The 15,956-nt window shown below is 65.7% G+C and carries 15 protein-coding genes; 8 read left to right on the top strand and 7 right to left on the bottom strand.

Translation table 11 applies throughout. The features are described 5' to 3' along the window. Positions 1-52 precede the first annotated feature (52 nt). Together ACSYG9_RS01145 and ACSYG9_RS01140 are read right to left on the bottom strand one after the other, a co-directional pair. The gene (locus ACSYG9_RS01145) at positions 53-307 is read right to left on the bottom strand and encodes a hypothetical protein (protein WP_454840798.1); all 255 of its coding nucleotides are present in this window, start codon (positions 305-307) and stop codon (positions 53-55) included. After that, positions 300-1,691: a PspC domain-containing protein gene (locus ACSYG9_RS01140; protein ID WP_440125471.1), complete on the bottom strand. Its 1,392-nt coding sequence runs from the start codon at positions 1,689-1,691 to the stop codon at positions 300-302. The genes ACSYG9_RS01145 and ACSYG9_RS01140 overlap by 8 nt, the downstream gene beginning before the upstream one ends. A 97-nt stretch (positions 1,692-1,788) precedes the next feature. Here ACSYG9_RS01140 and ACSYG9_RS01135 point away from each other — a divergent pair, with 97 nt between their 5' ends. Beyond that, on the top strand, positions 1,789-3,126 hold the full coding sequence (locus tag ACSYG9_RS01135; RefSeq protein ID WP_440125470.1) for a PspC domain-containing protein: 1,338 nt from the start codon (positions 1,789-1,791) through the stop codon (positions 3,124-3,126). After that, the gene (locus ACSYG9_RS01130) at positions 3,123-3,809 is read left to right on the top strand and encodes a response regulator (RefSeq protein ID WP_454840796.1); all 687 of its coding nucleotides are present in this window, start codon (positions 3,123-3,125) and stop codon (positions 3,807-3,809) included. Before ACSYG9_RS01135 ends, ACSYG9_RS01130 begins: the two co-directional genes overlap by 4 nt. Before the next feature lie 27 nt (positions 3,810-3,836). Here ACSYG9_RS01130 and ACSYG9_RS01125 read toward each other — a convergent pair whose 3' ends face one another. Beyond that, positions 3,837-4,334, bottom strand: a complete 498-nt coding sequence (locus ACSYG9_RS01125) for a hypothetical protein (RefSeq protein WP_440125468.1) — start codon at positions 4,332-4,334, stop codon at positions 3,837-3,839. 86 nt (positions 4,335-4,420) lie between these two features. After that, a complete protein-coding gene (locus tag ACSYG9_RS01120) occupies positions 4,421-5,569 on the bottom strand; it encodes a protein kinase domain-containing protein (protein WP_440127496.1) in 1,149 nt (382 codons plus the stop codon). 248 nt (positions 5,570-5,817) lie between these two features. On the opposite strand from ACSYG9_RS01120, the gene ACSYG9_RS01115 reads away from it, so the two are divergent. The 4 genes from ACSYG9_RS01115 to ACSYG9_RS01100 all read left to right on the top strand — a co-directional run bounded on the left by ACSYG9_RS01115 (position 5,818) and on the right by ACSYG9_RS01100 (position 10,709). Then, positions 5,818-6,609, top strand: coding sequence for a hypothetical protein (locus tag ACSYG9_RS01115; protein WP_440127495.1), 792 nt, complete (start codon positions 5,818-5,820; stop codon positions 6,607-6,609). Positions 6,610-6,623: 14 nt separating this feature from the next. Next, positions 6,624-8,198, top strand: a complete 1,575-nt coding sequence (locus ACSYG9_RS01110; RefSeq protein ID WP_454840794.1) for a DNA polymerase Y family protein — start codon at positions 6,624-6,626, stop codon at positions 8,196-8,198. 27 nt (positions 8,199-8,225) lie between these two features. Then, on the top strand, positions 8,226-8,978 hold the full coding sequence (locus tag ACSYG9_RS01105) for an alpha/beta fold hydrolase (RefSeq protein WP_454840792.1): 753 nt from the start codon (positions 8,226-8,228) through the stop codon (positions 8,976-8,978). Positions 8,979-9,086: 108 nt separating this feature from the next. Next, positions 9,087-10,709, top strand: a complete 1,623-nt coding sequence (locus ACSYG9_RS01100) for an IS1634 family transposase (protein WP_454840790.1) — start codon at positions 9,087-9,089, stop codon at positions 10,707-10,709. Positions 10,710-10,853: 144 nt separating this feature from the next. Here the strand turns inward: ACSYG9_RS01100 and ACSYG9_RS01095 are convergent, their stop codons facing one another. The 3 genes from ACSYG9_RS01095 to ACSYG9_RS01085 form a co-directional block, all read right to left on the bottom strand. Then, positions 10,854-11,456 (bottom strand): hypothetical protein, encoded by a 603-nt coding sequence (locus tag ACSYG9_RS01095; protein ID WP_440125465.1) that lies wholly within the window; start codon positions 11,454-11,456, stop codon positions 10,854-10,856. A gap of 168 nt (positions 11,457-11,624) precedes the next feature. Beyond that, a complete protein-coding gene (locus tag ACSYG9_RS01090; protein WP_440125464.1) occupies positions 11,625-14,051 on the bottom strand; it encodes a TPR repeat region-containing protein in 2,427 nt (808 codons plus the stop codon). Continuing rightward, positions 14,048-14,353 carry a hypothetical protein gene (locus ACSYG9_RS01085; RefSeq protein ID WP_454840788.1) on the bottom strand — a complete coding sequence of 102 codons (306 nt, stop codon included), beginning with the start codon at positions 14,351-14,353 and terminating at the stop codon, positions 14,048-14,050. The genes ACSYG9_RS01090 and ACSYG9_RS01085 overlap by 4 nt, the downstream gene beginning before the upstream one ends. Before the next feature lie 133 nt (positions 14,354-14,486). Between ACSYG9_RS01085 and ACSYG9_RS01080 the strand changes: the two genes are divergently transcribed. Both ACSYG9_RS01080 and ACSYG9_RS01075 read left to right on the top strand, forming a co-directional pair. Beyond that, entirely contained in the window at positions 14,487-15,014 is a 528-nt protein-coding gene (locus ACSYG9_RS01080) for a hypothetical protein (RefSeq protein WP_440125462.1), read from the top strand. A 52-nt stretch (positions 15,015-15,066) separates the two neighbouring features. After that, positions 15,067-15,945, top strand: coding sequence for a sucrase ferredoxin (locus tag ACSYG9_RS01075; protein WP_454840786.1), 879 nt, complete (start codon positions 15,067-15,069; stop codon positions 15,943-15,945). The last annotated feature ends 11 nt before the right edge of the window (positions 15,946-15,956 follow it).

The raw sequence follows: 15,956 nt of genomic DNA, 5'->3' as shown, positions 1-15,956 counted from the left end.
GAGATGCCTGTGCCCCGGACCGTCACGGTCCGGGGCACAGGCATTGTCATTCCTAGTGGTGGTTCTTCCGGCGCCCCGGAATCAGCACGAGGATTGCGCCGATGACGATCGCGGCACCGACGAGAATCCATCCGGTGTCGAATGCGCCGAGGAAGTCGAGGGAGAAGGGACCGATGAGGGCCCATCCACTGACCACCAGCGCTGCGATCGCAGAGAGCAGAAGCAGGATCGAAGGCCCGCGTCGTGCCTTGTCGGTTGCGCCGGCGTCGTCGGTTCCAGCGTCGAATGTGGTGTCGAAATCAGCCACGATGCACCTCCGTGTTTCCCATGACGGTGTCGATGTCGATGGACAGGACCGGTCCTCCGGGGCCGTCGTCTCCACCGTCGAATCCCTGCATGGCACACGGGGACGCGGCGGTCGAGCTGCACGTGATGTCGACGTCGAGGTTCGGTGGCAAGAAGATCTGCGAGTCGCCGAGCCGGGTGTCGATCGAGATCGCGTGGTCCTGCGTCAGATCGAGGTTCGTCAGATCGAGCTGTAGGTCTCCGAGCTGGACGGAGTACTCCGAGTTCAACTCGGCGGCCGTACGCGCCTCGAATCGTTGCTCGCCCGACGACTGGATGTCGAGCGGCCCGACCAATGATCCGAGGATGACGAACCCCATCAGCGGACCGGTCACCACGAGGAGACCGTATCCGCGGTGCAGGAACGCACCGAGCAGCAGACCCAGACCGATCACCGCAAGAGCGATCGCCGCGATCCGTGCCGGGGTCAGCCATTGGACGTCGGTGGAGACGGCGACCGTCCCGGCAGCTGCCGCTGCCAACACGGCGAACCCGAGGATTGTCGTGGTCAGACGCGAACGCGGCTTCTTCTCGACGGGGACAGGTGAGTGCGTCGGTGCCGGTTCGGGGAGGTCCCACGCGAACGGCGCGACACCGAGCGGATCCCAAGCGGGTGGTGTGGCACTGCCGGACTGGAACGGCTGTTCCCCCCGGGTCTGTGTGATGCCCTCCGGCGCGGGGGCGTCCTTCGATTTCGACAACGAGACGGTGTTGTCGTTCTCCGGGATGCCGGGGCCGGGACCGTCGGTGGTACCGCCGATGTCGTCACGCCGGGTCGTCGTTTCGGATGTGTCCGGTGACGGGGAGGGCGGGGTGAACGTCGGATCTGTGAACGGCATCTGGAACGGCTGACCGAACGGCGGCGCCGGGAACATGTTGCGGTGGAACGAGAACCCGGTGGCCGGCGGCGGAAGGACGGGAGGCTCGGGTCGGCGTTGATACAGTAACCACCAACCACCGAGCATCAGGACCATGCTGATGAAGCCGGACCCGCCGGAGCCGACACCGACCGGGCCGACCGCGCTCGCAGCGATGGCGAGTGCGACGAGAAGGACGATCACCTTGCTGCTCGAATCGGAGCTGTGGCCGCGGCCGACGAGTGATTCGATCGCCGAGACCTGGTCGCCGTGCCGGGTGAACAGTACCCACGCCGCCAGGTACAGCACGATGCCTGCACCACCGAAGAGCGCTGACACGACGAACGCTATCCGCACCAGCACGGGGTCGATGCCGTACCGCACACCGATACCTGCGCACACACCGGCGACGTGTCCCTGCTCGGGCAACCGCACAGGGCGGGTGCGCCACATATCTGTGAGTTGTTCTGGGAAGGTTCGCGTGGTCATGGCCTCCATCCTGTCGGTCCGGGTCGTTCCGCACATCAGGGGCGAACCCTGATTTCGTGACCGTTGGTGGAGGCTTCGACCTCAGGGTCGTTCCCCGATGCCCCGGGGCGCTACATCGTGTCAGTATCGACGAGTGGACCTTGTATCCGGATTACCCGTGCCTGTCGATCGCCTCCAACGGAGGGTCGGCGGTCGAGTCGTCGGTGGGGTCGCAGGCGGCCTCGCCGACCATCTCGATATCGACGTCACCAAGGTACGTGTCGCATTCACGGTGCTCGCCGCGCTCGGCGGACTGGGCATCGTCGCCTACGGACTGCTGTGGATGTTCGTTCCGCCCGGAGCCGACACGGATCGGCCGTCCGGAACGGAACGCCGTCGCGCCGTGGGACTCGCAGTCATGGGTATCGCGCTTGCCATCGGGTTGTCGTGGTTGTTCAGCGGAGGTGCGGCCTCGGCGATTGCGCCGGTCGTCGTCGTGTCGGTGGGCGCGGCCCTCGTCTGGCGGGAGTTCGACGCCGAAGGGCCCCGTTCGGTGTTCGGTCTGCCTGCGAAACCGACAGTGCTCGCGTGGGCGCGCGTCCTCGGAGGTCTCACCCTCGTGGTCACCGGCCTCGGTGTCGTCGTCCTCGCTCAGGTGGACGTCGAGGCGCTGCGATCGTCGCTGCTCGCTGTCATCGTCACGTTGGTCGGGGCCGCCCTGCTGTCCGTGCCGTTGTGGATTCGCATGTGGAGAGCCCTCGAGACCGAGCGCGCGGCACGGGTCCGCACTGAGGAACGCGACGAGATCGCCTCGCATCTGCACGATTCCGTGTTGCAGACGTTGGCGCTGATCCAGAAACAGGCGGACAGTCCGCAGGAGGTCGTGCGGCTCGCGCGCAGCCAGGAACGTGAGTTGCGGCGCTGGCTCTTCGGCGGCGACGAAACTCCGCGTACGTCCCTGGCCGAAGCACTGCGCACCATCGCCGGGGAAGTGGAGGACCAGCGCGGCGTGTCCGTGGCTCCCGTGATCGTCGGCGACGTGGCGCCCGATGACGAGGACGTATCAGCGGAGGCATTCACAGCGGTGCTCGGTGCCACACGGGAAGCCCTTGTCAACGCAGCGAAGCACGCGCAAGTGGACAACATCGACCTGTTCGCAGAGGTCGAACCCCACGAGATCAGTGTGTTCGTCCGCGATCGCGGTGTCGGTTTCGACCCGGACGCGGTGCCGGAAGACCGGCATGGCCTGGCGCGGTCGATCACCGCGCGGATCGAGCGACGCGGTGGACGCACCGTGGTCAAGACCGCGCTCGGGAAGGGCACGGAGGTCCGCATTCATATGCCCCGATCCGGTGGGGGACACGCCACAGAGACGACCCCGCAGAGGGCAGGTACGGAGGAGGCGACCCTAGAGTGGGAGGCGACACAGCCCCACCACGAGGAGCAGCCCCAGTGAGTTCGACTTCGGCGACACCGTCCGAGATCTCCGAACCGACCCGGCGTTTCCGGGTTTTTCTCGTCGACGACCACGCGGTGTTCAGGTCCGGCGTCCGAGCCGAACTGGGACGCGAACAGGACATGGAGATCGTCGGTGAGGCCGGCGGTGTTGCGGAGGCTGTCGCAGGGATCGGCGCCGCGAAACCCGATGTGGTGCTGCTCGACGTGCACATGCCCGACGGTGGCGGTGTCGCAGTGCTCAGCCGTATCGATCCGGCGTCGGTGTGCCTGGCGCTGAGCGTGTCCGATGCAGCCGAGGACGTCATCGCGGTGATCAGGGCGGGAGCACGCGGCTACGTCACCAAGACGATCTCCGGCCCGGATCTCGCCGACGCGGTACGACGGGTGGCGGGGGGAGACGCGGTCTTCAGCCCACGCTTGGCCGGGTTCGTGCTGGATTCGTTCACCGGCAGGTCGACTGCGCCGGAGCCCCCGCTCGATCCCGAACTCGATTCACTGACTCCGCGCGAACTCGAGGTGCTGCGACTGCTCGCCCGCGGATACACGTACCGCGAGATTGCCGAGGAACTCGTGATCTCGGTGAAGACCGTCGAGACGCACGCGTCGAATGTGCTGCGCAAAACCCAGCAGTCCAACCGCAATGCGCTTACCCGGTGGGCGCATCGACGGCGTATCGACTGATAAAGGGCGGGGAGTCGGTCAAGCCCGTCAATGTGTGACGAGGCGTTCGGTGCTCCTCTCCGCGAGCGCTCGTGTCACGTTGTCGATGCCGGATCGGACGGTGGCGCCGTACCCGTCGTCGGCGAGGGCGTCGAGGTAGATCCGTGCTGCGGTGAGGTGCTCGGTAGCGGCATCGAAATTGCCCAGGCGGCGGTGATCGTCGGCAAGGTTGAGATGCAGCGACGGGTAGAACCCACGGATCTGCAGCGACGCGTGCTCCTGCTGCACTCGGGTGTCGTCGAGAGAATCGGCGGCCTCGAGTGCCCGGGCGTCCCACGTGAGGGAAATCGTGGCATCGTCGTAGAGATCGGCAAGGAAATGCGCGAGAGCGCAGCGGTGCAGCGCGTCGCCTTCGGGTCCGATTTCCTCCCACAGAGTTTCGAGACGGACACGCGCGGCGACGGTGTCGCCGGAGCGGCCCGTGGTGACGGCTTCGGTGATGGCGGCCATGGTCGGATCGGGTGTGGTCGGATCGGATGTGGTCATTGGGTCTCCTCGTGCTGGTTTCGCCGGGCTGACGAACAGTGGCACACGGCACCGACACGCTGCAGGGGATCAGGCCACGGCGGGGATCAGGCCACGAGGAACGCGATGACCAGCGCGATGACGAGCGCGATGAGGATGATCGCCCCCATCACCGCCATCGCCATGGGTGCATATGCGAGAACCTTCTCCTGCGTCGATTCCGGGAGGTCACCCTTGGGAATCAGACGGTCGAGTACAGAGGCCGGCCACGAGGACGGCGAGCCGGTGCCTCCGGCCCTCGGTGTCGTGGGCATGGTCAAAGGCTGATCCATGAACGAACTTCGGGGGCGTGTCTGGTCGTCGGCCGGAGTCGAACGTTGGGCCCAGGACGGAACGGTGCCGTCCTGGGACACGATGGGCCTGCCGCGGAGCACAGCCGGGTTTCCGCCTGGGCCGAGCACCACTTCGGTGAGGCGATTGCGTGCCTCGACCATCGTCGGCCTGCGTGCCGGGTCGGGTTCGAGCATGGCGAGCAGGGTGTCGGTGAGGAGCCCGGTTCTGGTCGGAGGGATGATCTCGGCACGGGCGACGCGGTGCAGGAGTGCGATCGAGTCCGCTTCGTAGCCGAACGGTGGCTGTCCCTCGATTGCGGTGTAGAGGGTGGCGCCGAGGGAGAACACGTCGCTCGCCTCGGTGGGATCGCTTCCCCGGGCGACCTCGGGTGCGAAATAGGCGGGGGTACCGATGATCACACTGGACGGATCGTTGTCGCCCTTGGCGCGGGCGATGCCGAAGTCGCTGATCTTCACGACGCCTGCGTCGTTGCCGCGTTCGGCGATGAGGATATTGCCCGGCTTGACATCGCGATGCACGATGCCTGCCTCGTGGGCGGCTGCGAGAGCATCGGCGACATCGGCACCGATCTGCGCGACCACGTACGGCGGCAAGATGTCGATCGCGTTCATGACCTGAGCGAGGCTGCGGGACGGCAGGTGCTCCATGACCAGCCACGGTTCGCCGTAGTGGAGTGCGACGTCGTACATGGAGATCGCATGCTCGTGGGTGAGCTGGGCGGCGACCCGGCCCTCGCGGAGAGCGAGCCTGCGGATCTCCTCGGCGGCGGCAGGGTCGAGATCTGCGGTGGAGATCACCTGCTTGACGGCCACGTTCCGCCCGAGTCGATTGTCGCGGGCGAGCCATACGGCGCCCATGCCTCCGCCACCGAGCTTGGAATCGAGTCGATATCGTCCGGCCACCAGGTGATCCGGACCGACGACCCTTCCCTCTCGTTCCCGTTCTGCCACCTCACGAGGGTAATCGATCCCGCCGGATACCTCGGCGGGTCGACGGATCACGGTGGGGGCGATCACTTGACGGCAGGTGCCGGCATCGGGTCTACTGGACAAGTTCGAAAATACGTTCGAATTCAATTCGGGCTGGGCCACGTCTTCCCCGTGGTCGGCAGGTCGTGAGCGAATGCGGCAGGCGGATGACAGGGGTGCATGTGGGTGAAGTGGCCGAATTTCCGGTCGATGAAGAAACGGTCGGCGACAGTGGAGGGCCGAGTAGAACGGAGCGGATCGAGGCGCTGAGGCGCCAGATCTCCGCGGTTCCGGCGAAAGGGGAGACCTCCGCGCCTGCTCCGGTGCACAGTCCGGTCGAGCGGGTGCTGCCGGTGCCCGAACCTCTCACCGAACTGCTCCCACGTGGAGGATTGGTTCGCGGCACCGTGGTGTCCGTGTCGGGGTCGGCATCGTTGCTGCTGGGCATGGTGGCGGCGGTGACCGCAGCGGGTGGGCACGCAGCCGTCATCGGTCAGCGGCGACTCGGATTGCTCGCGGCGGCGGAAATGGGAGCCCGGCTGAGCCGGGTGGCGATGATCCCCGACCCAGGGCCCGATCCGGTGGAGGTCGCGGCCGTGCTGCTCGATGGGCTGGACCTGGTGGTGCTCGGTTTGGGAGGAAGGTCGGTTCCGCCGTCGCGGACCCGCGTCGTCGCGGCTCGTGTGCGGAGCAAAGGTGCGGTCTTGGTGGTCACCGACGGGCGTTGGGACGGCGCGCAGGTGCGCCTCGAGGCACAGGTGAGTGGTTACGAAGGACTGACAGGACCGGGACGGGCGCGGTTGTGCGGTATCGGGTTGTCGGTGCGGGCCTCGGGACGTGCCGCCGGTCCCCGAACTGCGCGTATCGATGTCTGTGCCGAGTCCGATGGCGTGCGATGGGTATCCGGTGAGCGGCGGCGAACAGATGCGGTGTCGACCGTCGATTCCGTTCCGAACCTCGTGGTGGCCCAGTGATCAGGGATGATCCAGTGACCAGAGGTGGCCGGTCGACGTCGCGTGTCGTGGCGGTGTGGTGCCCGGACTGGCCCCCGGTGGCTGCGGCTGCGGCGGCAGGCATTCCTGCCACCACACCGATCGCTGTGGTGTCCGCGAATCGGGTGGTCGCATGTTCGGCGTCGGCCCGAGCGGCCGGTGTGGTCCGTGGCTCGGTGCGTCGTGAAGCTCAAGGAAGATGCCCTGAACTTCATGTGGCACAAAACGATCCGGATCGGGATGCTCGGCTCTTCGAGCCGGTGGTCGCGGCGATCGATGCGGCCGCTCCCGGCGCCGAGGTGCTGCGCCCGGGCCTCGTTGTACTCGCGGCGCGCGGCGTCGTGCGATGGTTCGGATCGGAAGAGGCCGCCGCAGAACGTCTCGTCGACGAGGTCGCTTCCGTGGGAGTGGAATGCCAGGTCGGTGTTGCCGACGAACTGTCCACCGCAGTGCTCGCTGCCCGTCGGGCTGCGTTGGTGTCGAGCGGCGACGGCCCTGCGTTCCTTGCTCCGCTGCCGATTTCTCAGTTGGCAGTGGAACCGGCGCTGGCTGCGCCGGAGCGTGCCGACCTGGTCGATCTGCTACGTCGGCTGGGGGTGCGCACGATCGGGGCGTTTGCGGCGCTGCCGGTATCCGATGTGGCATCGAGGTTCGGCGCTGACGCAGTGGTGGCGCACCGGTGTGCGCGTGGACTACCCGAGCGTCCGCCGTCGGGACGTGCGGTGCCTCCCGATCTCACGGTGGAGCACGTGTGCGATCCCCCGATCGAGCGGGTGGACACCGCGGCGTTCCTCGGCCGGATGCTCGCCGAACTGTTGCACACCCGACTTGCTGCGGCCGGTGTGGCGTGCACGCGGCTCCTCGTGTCGGCCCACGCCGGCAGCGGTGAAGAACTGGCGCGGACGTGGCGTTGCGCCGGGCCGTTGACCCCCGAAGGGACCGCGGACCGGGTGCGCTGGCAACTCGACGGCTGGCTTACCGGACGCAGCGCCGATCGCGCCACCACTGGAATCACCATGTTGCGTCTCGAGCCCGTGGAAGTGGTGGATTCCGGCACTTTGCAGTTGGGCCTGTGGGGCGGTATCGGCGAGGAGGACGAACGGGCACGGAGGGCACTGGTCCGAGTGCAGGGTCTGCTCGGAGGTGATGCGGTCCGGGTGGGGGTGCTCAGCGGTGGACGCGGACCCGTTGAGCGAATCACTCTCGTCCCGGTGGGGGAAGAGGCGGTGCCCTCGTCGGATCCGGACGCGCCCTGGCCCGGACGGTTACCGCCCCCGGCCCCGGCCATGGTGATGCACGTGCCGCCGCCGATCGCGTTGGACGACGACGTGGGTGAGGAGGTGACGATCACCGAACGGGGTCTGCTCAGCGGTCGGCCGACGCAGTTGCGATGGGGAAGTCGCAGCTGGCAGGTGACCGGATGGGCGGGACCTTGGCCGGTGGACGAATACTGGTGGGATCCCGAGACCGCCCGCGACATCGCGCGACTGCAGGTGCAGCTCGATGGAGGCCGGGCCCTGCTGATCGTCCACGGAGCAGACGGGTGGAGTGTGGAGGGTGTCTACGACTGAGCAGACCGGCTGATTAGGCTGGATATCGTGGCTACCTCAGTGCTCACCGCGACGCCGAACGATGTCGCGATCGCCTACCGGGATTCGGCGCCTCGCAGAACTGCTGAGGGGGTGCCGGTCGTGCTGGTGCACGGCATGGGCGGCGACGCGCGCACCTGGGACGGGTTCACCCGGCGGCTCACCGCCGCCGGGCGCCGGGTGGTCGCTGTGGACCTGCGCGGACACGGCCGCAGCGCTCGCGCGACGTCGTACCGGTTCTCGGAGTTCGCCGCCGATATCGCAGGCCTGTGCGAGCACCTGGGTTTCGACACTGTGGATCTGGTGGGGCATTCCCTCGGTGGCCACGCCGGTTCGCTGGTGGCGCAGCAGCAGCCCGGGCTGGTGCGACGGCTCGTCCTGGAGGAGGCGCCGCTACCGTTGCGCGCGAGCGATCCGGTTCCCGAAGTTCCTGCGCACCGCCCGACGCCCGCCGAACTGTGGCACGCCGCCACCAGCATGGTGCTCAACCCGCGGGCAGTGTTCTCGTTCGACCGATCGATGATCGACTCCGTGGTATCTCAGTTCCACACGTCGAATCCGGTGTGGTGGGAACAACTTCCGTCGATGAAGTCTCCGACGATGCTGCTGCGCGGTGCGCGCCGTGGAAGCATGGTCGACCCGCGACTGCTCACCGAGGCCCTTGCGCTGCTTCCGGACGGTGTGGTGCGGGAGGTTCTGTGCGGACACAGTATCCATCGCGATCGGTCGGGAGAATTCGCGGCGACGGTGCTGCCCTCCTGACTTGGCTCACTCCAGGCCGAGAATCTTGACCACAGCGCTGTGACCAGGTGCTTCTCGACGCTGAATGGCTGATTTCACGCACTAACCGAGCCCGTCTACGCTCATCGAGTGGCGTTCATCAGGCGAGTCCGCACCAAGTCCGGAGCCACCGCCGTGCAGATCGCCCGCTACACCGGCGGCCGGCAGGAAATCGTCAAACACATCGGATCCGCCCACACCGACATCGAACTCGGCATGCTCCTCGAACGCGCCCGAGCCTGGCTCGAACCCGACCAACAGGCCCTCGACCTGGGCATCACCCCACAACTGCCCGTCGAAAACACCCTTCCGACCGGGCAAGGAACGTTGCTGCCGGCACCAATCGACGAACAACGACCGGTGCTCGATGCGCCGGGCCGAACCGAAACCACCGCGTCGGTGCTGTTGCGGGAAGCCCTGCGCACCGCCTACGACCAGCTCGGATTCGACCGGATCGACGATGAGGTGTTCCGGGACCTGGTGATCGCCCGCATCGTCGAACCCGGCTCGAAACTCGATGCCGGCCGAGTCCTGCGTGACCTCGGCGCCACCCCAGCGAGTTACGCCACCATCAAACGCCACCTGCGTTTGGTCCTCGACAAGGACTACCGGGCCGTCATCGCCGAGCGGTGCTTCGCCCACGCCGCCGACACCGGAGGTCTGAGTCTGCTGCTCTACGACGTCACCACCTTGTACTTCGAAGCCGAAAAAGAAGACGCCCTACGGAAAGTCGGCTACAGCAAGGAACGACGTGTGGACCCGCAGATCGTGGTCGGGCTCCTGGTGGACCGCACCGGATTTCCCTTGGAAATCGGATGTTTCGAAGGCAACCATGCCGAAACCCACACCATTGTGCCGATCGTGCGCCAGTTCCAGGAACGCCACGACATCACCGGTGTGGAGATGGTCGTTGCTGCCGACGCCGGGATGCTGTCGGCGTCGAATCTGTCCGATCTCGATGACGCGGGCCTGAAGTTCATCGTCGGTTCCCGGGTGACGAAAGCACCCGGAGATCTCGACTCCCACTTCCATTGGCACGGCAATGCTTTCACCAATGGTCAGATCGTCGACACGATCACCCCCAGGCACGGTCGATCGAAGGTCAACAACGTCCGCAAACGCGCCGAACCGGTGTGGAGTCCGGCCGATCATCCGAATGCGTGGCGGGCGGTGTGGCAGTACTCGACCGCACGAGCGGCGCGGGACGAGAAGACGTTGAATGCGCAGGAAGCCCGCGCCCGGGCCGTCGTCGACGGCGGTACACCGCCGAAGTCGACACGGTTCGTCAAGACCACCGCGCAGGGCCGCAGCCTCGATACCGCATCCCTCGAACGTGCTCGCTCCCTCTCGGGCTTGAAAGGGTACGTGACGAATGCTCCTGCCTCACTGATGGATCCGGGCGAGGTGATCGCGAAATATCATGATCTGTGGCATGTGGAGCAGTCGTTCCGAATGTCGAAAACCGATCTGCGGGCTCGGCCGATCTTTCACCGCACGAAGGATTCGATCGAGGCGCATCTGACGATCGTGTTCGCGGCGTTGGCCGTCTCGCGTCTGGTTCAGGAACGTACCGGGTTGGCGATCGGCAACGTCGTCAAGAAGCTGCGCCCGTTGCGTTCGGCGACCATCGCGATCAACGGCACCCGGCATACGTTCCCACCGCAGGTCGAGCCCGAGATCCGCGAGATTCTGGACCGGATTTCAGGCCAGTGACTCACGCACTAACGAGATGAGCCAACTCAGGTGTGGTGCGGGAGGTTCTGTGCGGACACAGTATCCATCGCGATCGGTCGGGAGAATTCGCGGCGACGGTGCTGCCCTTTCTCGCCGACTGACCATCCGGGTGTGGCGGTCTGCTCATTCGGTGGTGCTGTCGAGGGCGGTTGGCCAACCCGGTGTGAAGGGCTCGACCTCCGGCGCGGTGGTGAGGACGTCGCCAGGGAAGGCGAGCGGGTCGGACCGTTGGAATACGTCTGTGCAGTAGTCGACCAGCTGTCGGTCGACCGGATCGCGGGTATCGAAGAACCAGTCGTCGAAATCGACAGATTGTTCGATGGTCCATCCTTTCAGTGCGTTCCAATTCGGATGGGCAGTTCTCATATTGTGATCGAGTATTGGTACCACGTTCGGGGGATCGGTTCGGGTGACTGCGATAACCGTTATGCTGCTGCCCGGATCTCGCACGGTCCATGTATTTTGCGTGGGTTCGGCCGTGCCCGACCGATCTTCGCAGAAGGTGACGCGGGTGGTATCACGTCCCATCCGGTCGGTGAGTGCCCTGATGTCGATGATATGATTGTGAATGGTTCCGGTTCGGGGAAATGCCTGCGTAGTTTCGGGCACATTGTATGGCGCGGCGTCGACGAAGCCGGGATATGTGGAAGAGGCGCTTCCTGAACTGTAGTAGAAATCCTCCGACTCCTGGAACGCACGGACGGTCTGGATCTCAGGGGATTCCAAACTGACTCCAGGGCCGGCGGTCCATCGGTGCGAGAGGTTCTGTGCTTCGAAACCCGCAGTATCGGAGGGCTTCGATGGAATCCCTGGAGGGGGTTCGACCGGGGAGCATCCAACGCAAAGGAGAACTGCGCAGGTACCCGAAACTTTCACGATCCACTTCATGTGGAATTACCGGACAAAGTTGACGGTGGGCGCAACATCGCGGTAACTGATCAAATACTCCTCGTTGTAATTGTTCGAATAGTCAGTGCCGTATTCGGCATTCAGTGCAGTCGTGATCATCTTTCGAATTTCCTGAGTGGGGTGACTGAGGGGATCAGTGCGTTCTGTAGCTGGTGTTCCGTCGGCAGAGAGGATCCCCGCTGCGGCGAGATTCTCGACTGCGGACGGATGTGAGGGGATTCCATCTGTTTCGACAAGATAGCGCGTAATTCTCATATCGTTCTCCGCGGATATTGTCGAGTCGTTCAGCGTGAACGCGCTGTTCTCTGTGGGTGTTTCGGGAATAGTGAAGTGGTCGCGCACCATCGGGTTCAGCATGTCCATCGTCAAGCCGGCTGTAAAGTTTGCGGGAACGAACGATGCGATCGTGTTGCGCATCATCGTGTAGCCGGTGTCGTATGCCTGATTGCGGCGTTCCGCGACGAGATTCTGGATGTTCTCTTGGTCTCGGGTCTGTTCGAGGGCGGCATTGTAGATGCCGGTGTCGATCAGAGCCTGGATGTGGGCGGTGTTCCCGGCCGCGGCGGTATTCGGTGAAATCATGCCGTACTTGTCGGGTTCGACGAGGCTGCGCACGAACTCCCGGTCGTATGCTTCCTGGAACGTCAACGCACCACCCATGAATGTCGTGTTCGCATCGGCTCCGGTCGACATCAGTGAGAAGACGCGCTGAGCGTGGACGAACCGCTTGTCTCCGTCGTCGCTGGATTCGACTGCGCGCAAGGTCCATTCGCTGCTGTCCGTATCGATTCCGGCGAGGTGCGGGATGTAGCCGACAAGACCGCTGCTCATGGCGTGAAGCAGGGCAGGGTTCGCCTCACCCAGATCGGACGTGTCGGAACCGTGAACATCCATGAGCCGCTCGTAATTCTCGGCGTGCGAGATGTACTGCGCCAGTCCGAGTGCGGCGCGGTCGGCCTGGTCTCGCCGTGCGACCGTGTCGGCGTCATTCGGGTCGGTCGCACCGATGGCCTCATCCGTCATCCACGATGTCATTCGGCCGAGTGCTGCGCCGTCGTCCTCCCAGTCGTGGGTGAACAACGGGGTGAGGATGTCGTCGCGTTGGGTGTCAGCGATACCGTCGCCGTCGAGATCTCCGGTGAGGATTCGTGTGTTGACGTCATTGTTGCGGGTGGCCACATCGAGCAGGGGTTCGCCGAGACCGGCCGGTGCCGATCGTGACGTGGACGCGAACGGAGTGTGGTCCGGCGCATCGAACAAACCCACCTGTGTGGAGGCCGCCTGGACGAGTTCGACGCCGAGGCGCGATCCGGGTACCGCCTCGGACGCCGCGACGGCCGCCCAGAAATCGTTCTGCTGCCCCACCCGGCGGGCGTAGGTGCCGTCGGGATCCAGAAGGTGTTCGGCGTGTGCGGCTGCGGCTGCGCCGGGTACGGATTCGAGTCGTTCGCGTTCGAACGGCGACACGGATTCGAGGAATTCGCCGAGTGTCGTGGCAGCTGGTGTGGACGGCCTCAGTTGGGTCAGCGCTCGCACATCGTCCGGGAGTCGCTCCCAGCCGCCTTGTGCGCCGTCCGCGTCGAAGACCTGCTCGTGCGACACGATCAGAACACCCGAACTCAAGGCTTCCGCGGCAGCTACCGCCTGCGGCCCACCGTCGTCCGTGAGGGCGCGATGGAGGGCCAGGAATCCGTCGACACCGCCCTCCCGATACAGGTCTTCGAGGTACTGGACTGCTCCGGTGGGGAGCGTGCGGATCTCCTTCCCTGCCGCAAGGTCGGCGAGCGCAGAAGGATCGAGTCCTGCGGCCGTCAGGTTGGATAGCAGGCGGCCGACCTCCCCGTCGGTGAGCTCGCCGTCGTCGAACATCTTCCAGTCGCGCGCTGCTTCGTCCGGTGAGAAGGTGGCGGCTCGTGGTGTCACGTCTATCAGTTCGGAGACCGCCTGAACGATGAGCGCGGCATAGTGGTCGTCGATCTCTCCGAGGCCGACGAGGTGGGTGCGAATTGCGTCGGAGTGCTCCGCGGCCGTGCGCTCACCGGGTTCCGGATCAGCAGTCCCTCCGGTGACCGTACCGGAGTCGTCGACAGTGAAACCGGCACGTTCGGCGTCAGCAATCGCGTTGTGGACGGTGAGGATCATCCATGACAGCGACTCCTCCGCTCTGCGGATCAGCGCGGCCAGGGCTTCGAATTCGCCGATTACGGTGCCGATGTGCCGCTGTTCGTGGTCGAGGTGGCGTTCGCATGCCTCGGCTGCCCGACCCTCCCAGTGGTGCCACAGAGCCGACGAGACTCCGGAGAGTCGGGTGCGGGACGCGTCGAGGCCGGTGGCCGCGTCGTCGACGGCTTTCGCGCAGTCGGCGAGCACGGAAGGGGCCCAGCGTCGGGCGTGACCGAGCTGTGGGATCATTCAGGAACGGCCGCAGCGAGTTCCGCGGCCAAGTATGCGTCGGTGTGCTCGTAATCCGCACTGACGCGATCGAGGGTATCGGCCAACGACCACGCGCGATCGGCGATCATCGAGATCGCGCGCCGCATCGCGGCCTCGGTCGAGCCCAGCGCCGTCACCACTGCCGCGCCACCGGTAAATCCGTCGGCCGCTCCCGCGACCACCCCGCGTGTGTCGATGCGGCTGACAACCTCCGCATTCGAATCGAAAGAATGAGATACCACACGCATCTCGTCGATGTCGGCTCTGATGGTGTCTTCCATCGTCTCCCCCCCCCGGGCCGTTGACAGTGCGAACACGATAGCGCACACTCTGCGCCGAGCTCACGAGACGGTCCCTCCGACGCGGGCACTCTTCAGTCACTCGCCTCGGAGTGGACTGGCATACGATCGGGTCATGTCCTTGTCCTCGCCCGACCGGAAGCTTCTCGCGACCTCCGCTCTGTTCGTCGTCTCGCAGGCGAACATCGCCCGCGTCCTCGGTTCCACCGCGCTGACCGTCGGTACGGTGCAGACGACGTTCTCGGCATCGAAGTACCGGAAGATCCTCGATAGTCTCGGACCAGCCGAACTCTCCCGTTATCGGGAGCACTACTACTGGGACATGTTTCATCCGCTGACCTTCGCTGTGGCGTTGCGGGCCGGTGCGCGCGCACTCGACCACCATCGGCCGCTGTCGCCGGCCGTGCGCAGGATTCTGCTCACCGCGCCCGTGATCGCTGCGGCAGGCGATTACGCGGAGAATGTCGCCGGCCTGTACCTGCTCGACCACCGCGACAAGATCACCGACGACACGGTGCGCGCCGCATCCACGATCAGCGTCACCAAGTGGACGCTCGCCCTCGGCTGCCTCGCCTATCTGTCCCAGGGCTTCCTCAGGATCTGGACGCAGGCGGGGATCAGGCGACTGCGGCGCACCCGCTGACACCGTCGCCGCCCGCCTTTCTTCGGATGTGCGGGCGGGACACAATGGCGGCGTGACCACCGCTGCCTCCACTTGTTCTGCGCTGTCCGCCGTCGACGAGCCTTTGCCCGGCACCACCGCGACAGCCCCCGGCTATGTATGTCTGGAGTTCCCGTCGGCGTGGGGTCGCGACGTACTCGACGGCACCGCGCTCGGCGCAGAGTTGTCGAGTGAGCTCTCGGCCCGCGCGGCTGCGGCGGGGGCACGGATCATGTTCATCCGGCGTCCGGGCCGCGATGTCCCGCGACCGACGAAGACCGTCCTCCTCGCTCGTACCGAGCCGGGCAATGCGTGGTGCGAACGACTCGAGATCACCGACCCGGCGGAGTTACTCGATATCGTGCCGCGCGTGGTGGCCGGCCCCCCGCCGAGGCTGGGAGAGGCGGTGTCCGGCCCGACCGTACTCGTCTGCGCGCACGGAAAGCGCGACCAGTGTTGTGCGGTGCTCGGACGCCCTGTCGCGTCGGCGCTGAAGGAAGAATTCTCGGACGCGGTCTGGGAATGCTCGCACACCGGCGGGCACCGATTCGCTCCGTCGATGATCCTGCTGCCTACCGGTTACTCATACGGTCGTCTCGACGCCGAGCAGAGCGTCGAGGTGGTGCGCGCGGCCGTACGCGGTGAGGTTCCCGCGCTCGGTGCGCGTGGCCGCAGCACGTGGGGAGCAGCAGGTCAGGTTGCCGAACTCGCGGTACGGGGTGCTGTGGGCGACCTGTCGATCGATGCCTTCACCGTCGACGAGACCGGAACCGAACCGCTCGTGCGGCACCGTGACGGACGGGAATGGCGGGTCGACGTCGAGGTCAGGGAGCTCTCGGAGCGACCCGCGAGTTGCGGTGCCGCGCCCAAGCCAGTGCGGCCCGTGGTGGCCACGAAGCTCACGCAACTGTAGGAAGTTCGGCC

The sequence above is a fragment of the Rhodococcus sp. SJ-2 genome (assembly GCF_053750035.1).
This window is presented reverse-complemented; position numbering and strand designations above follow the sequence as displayed.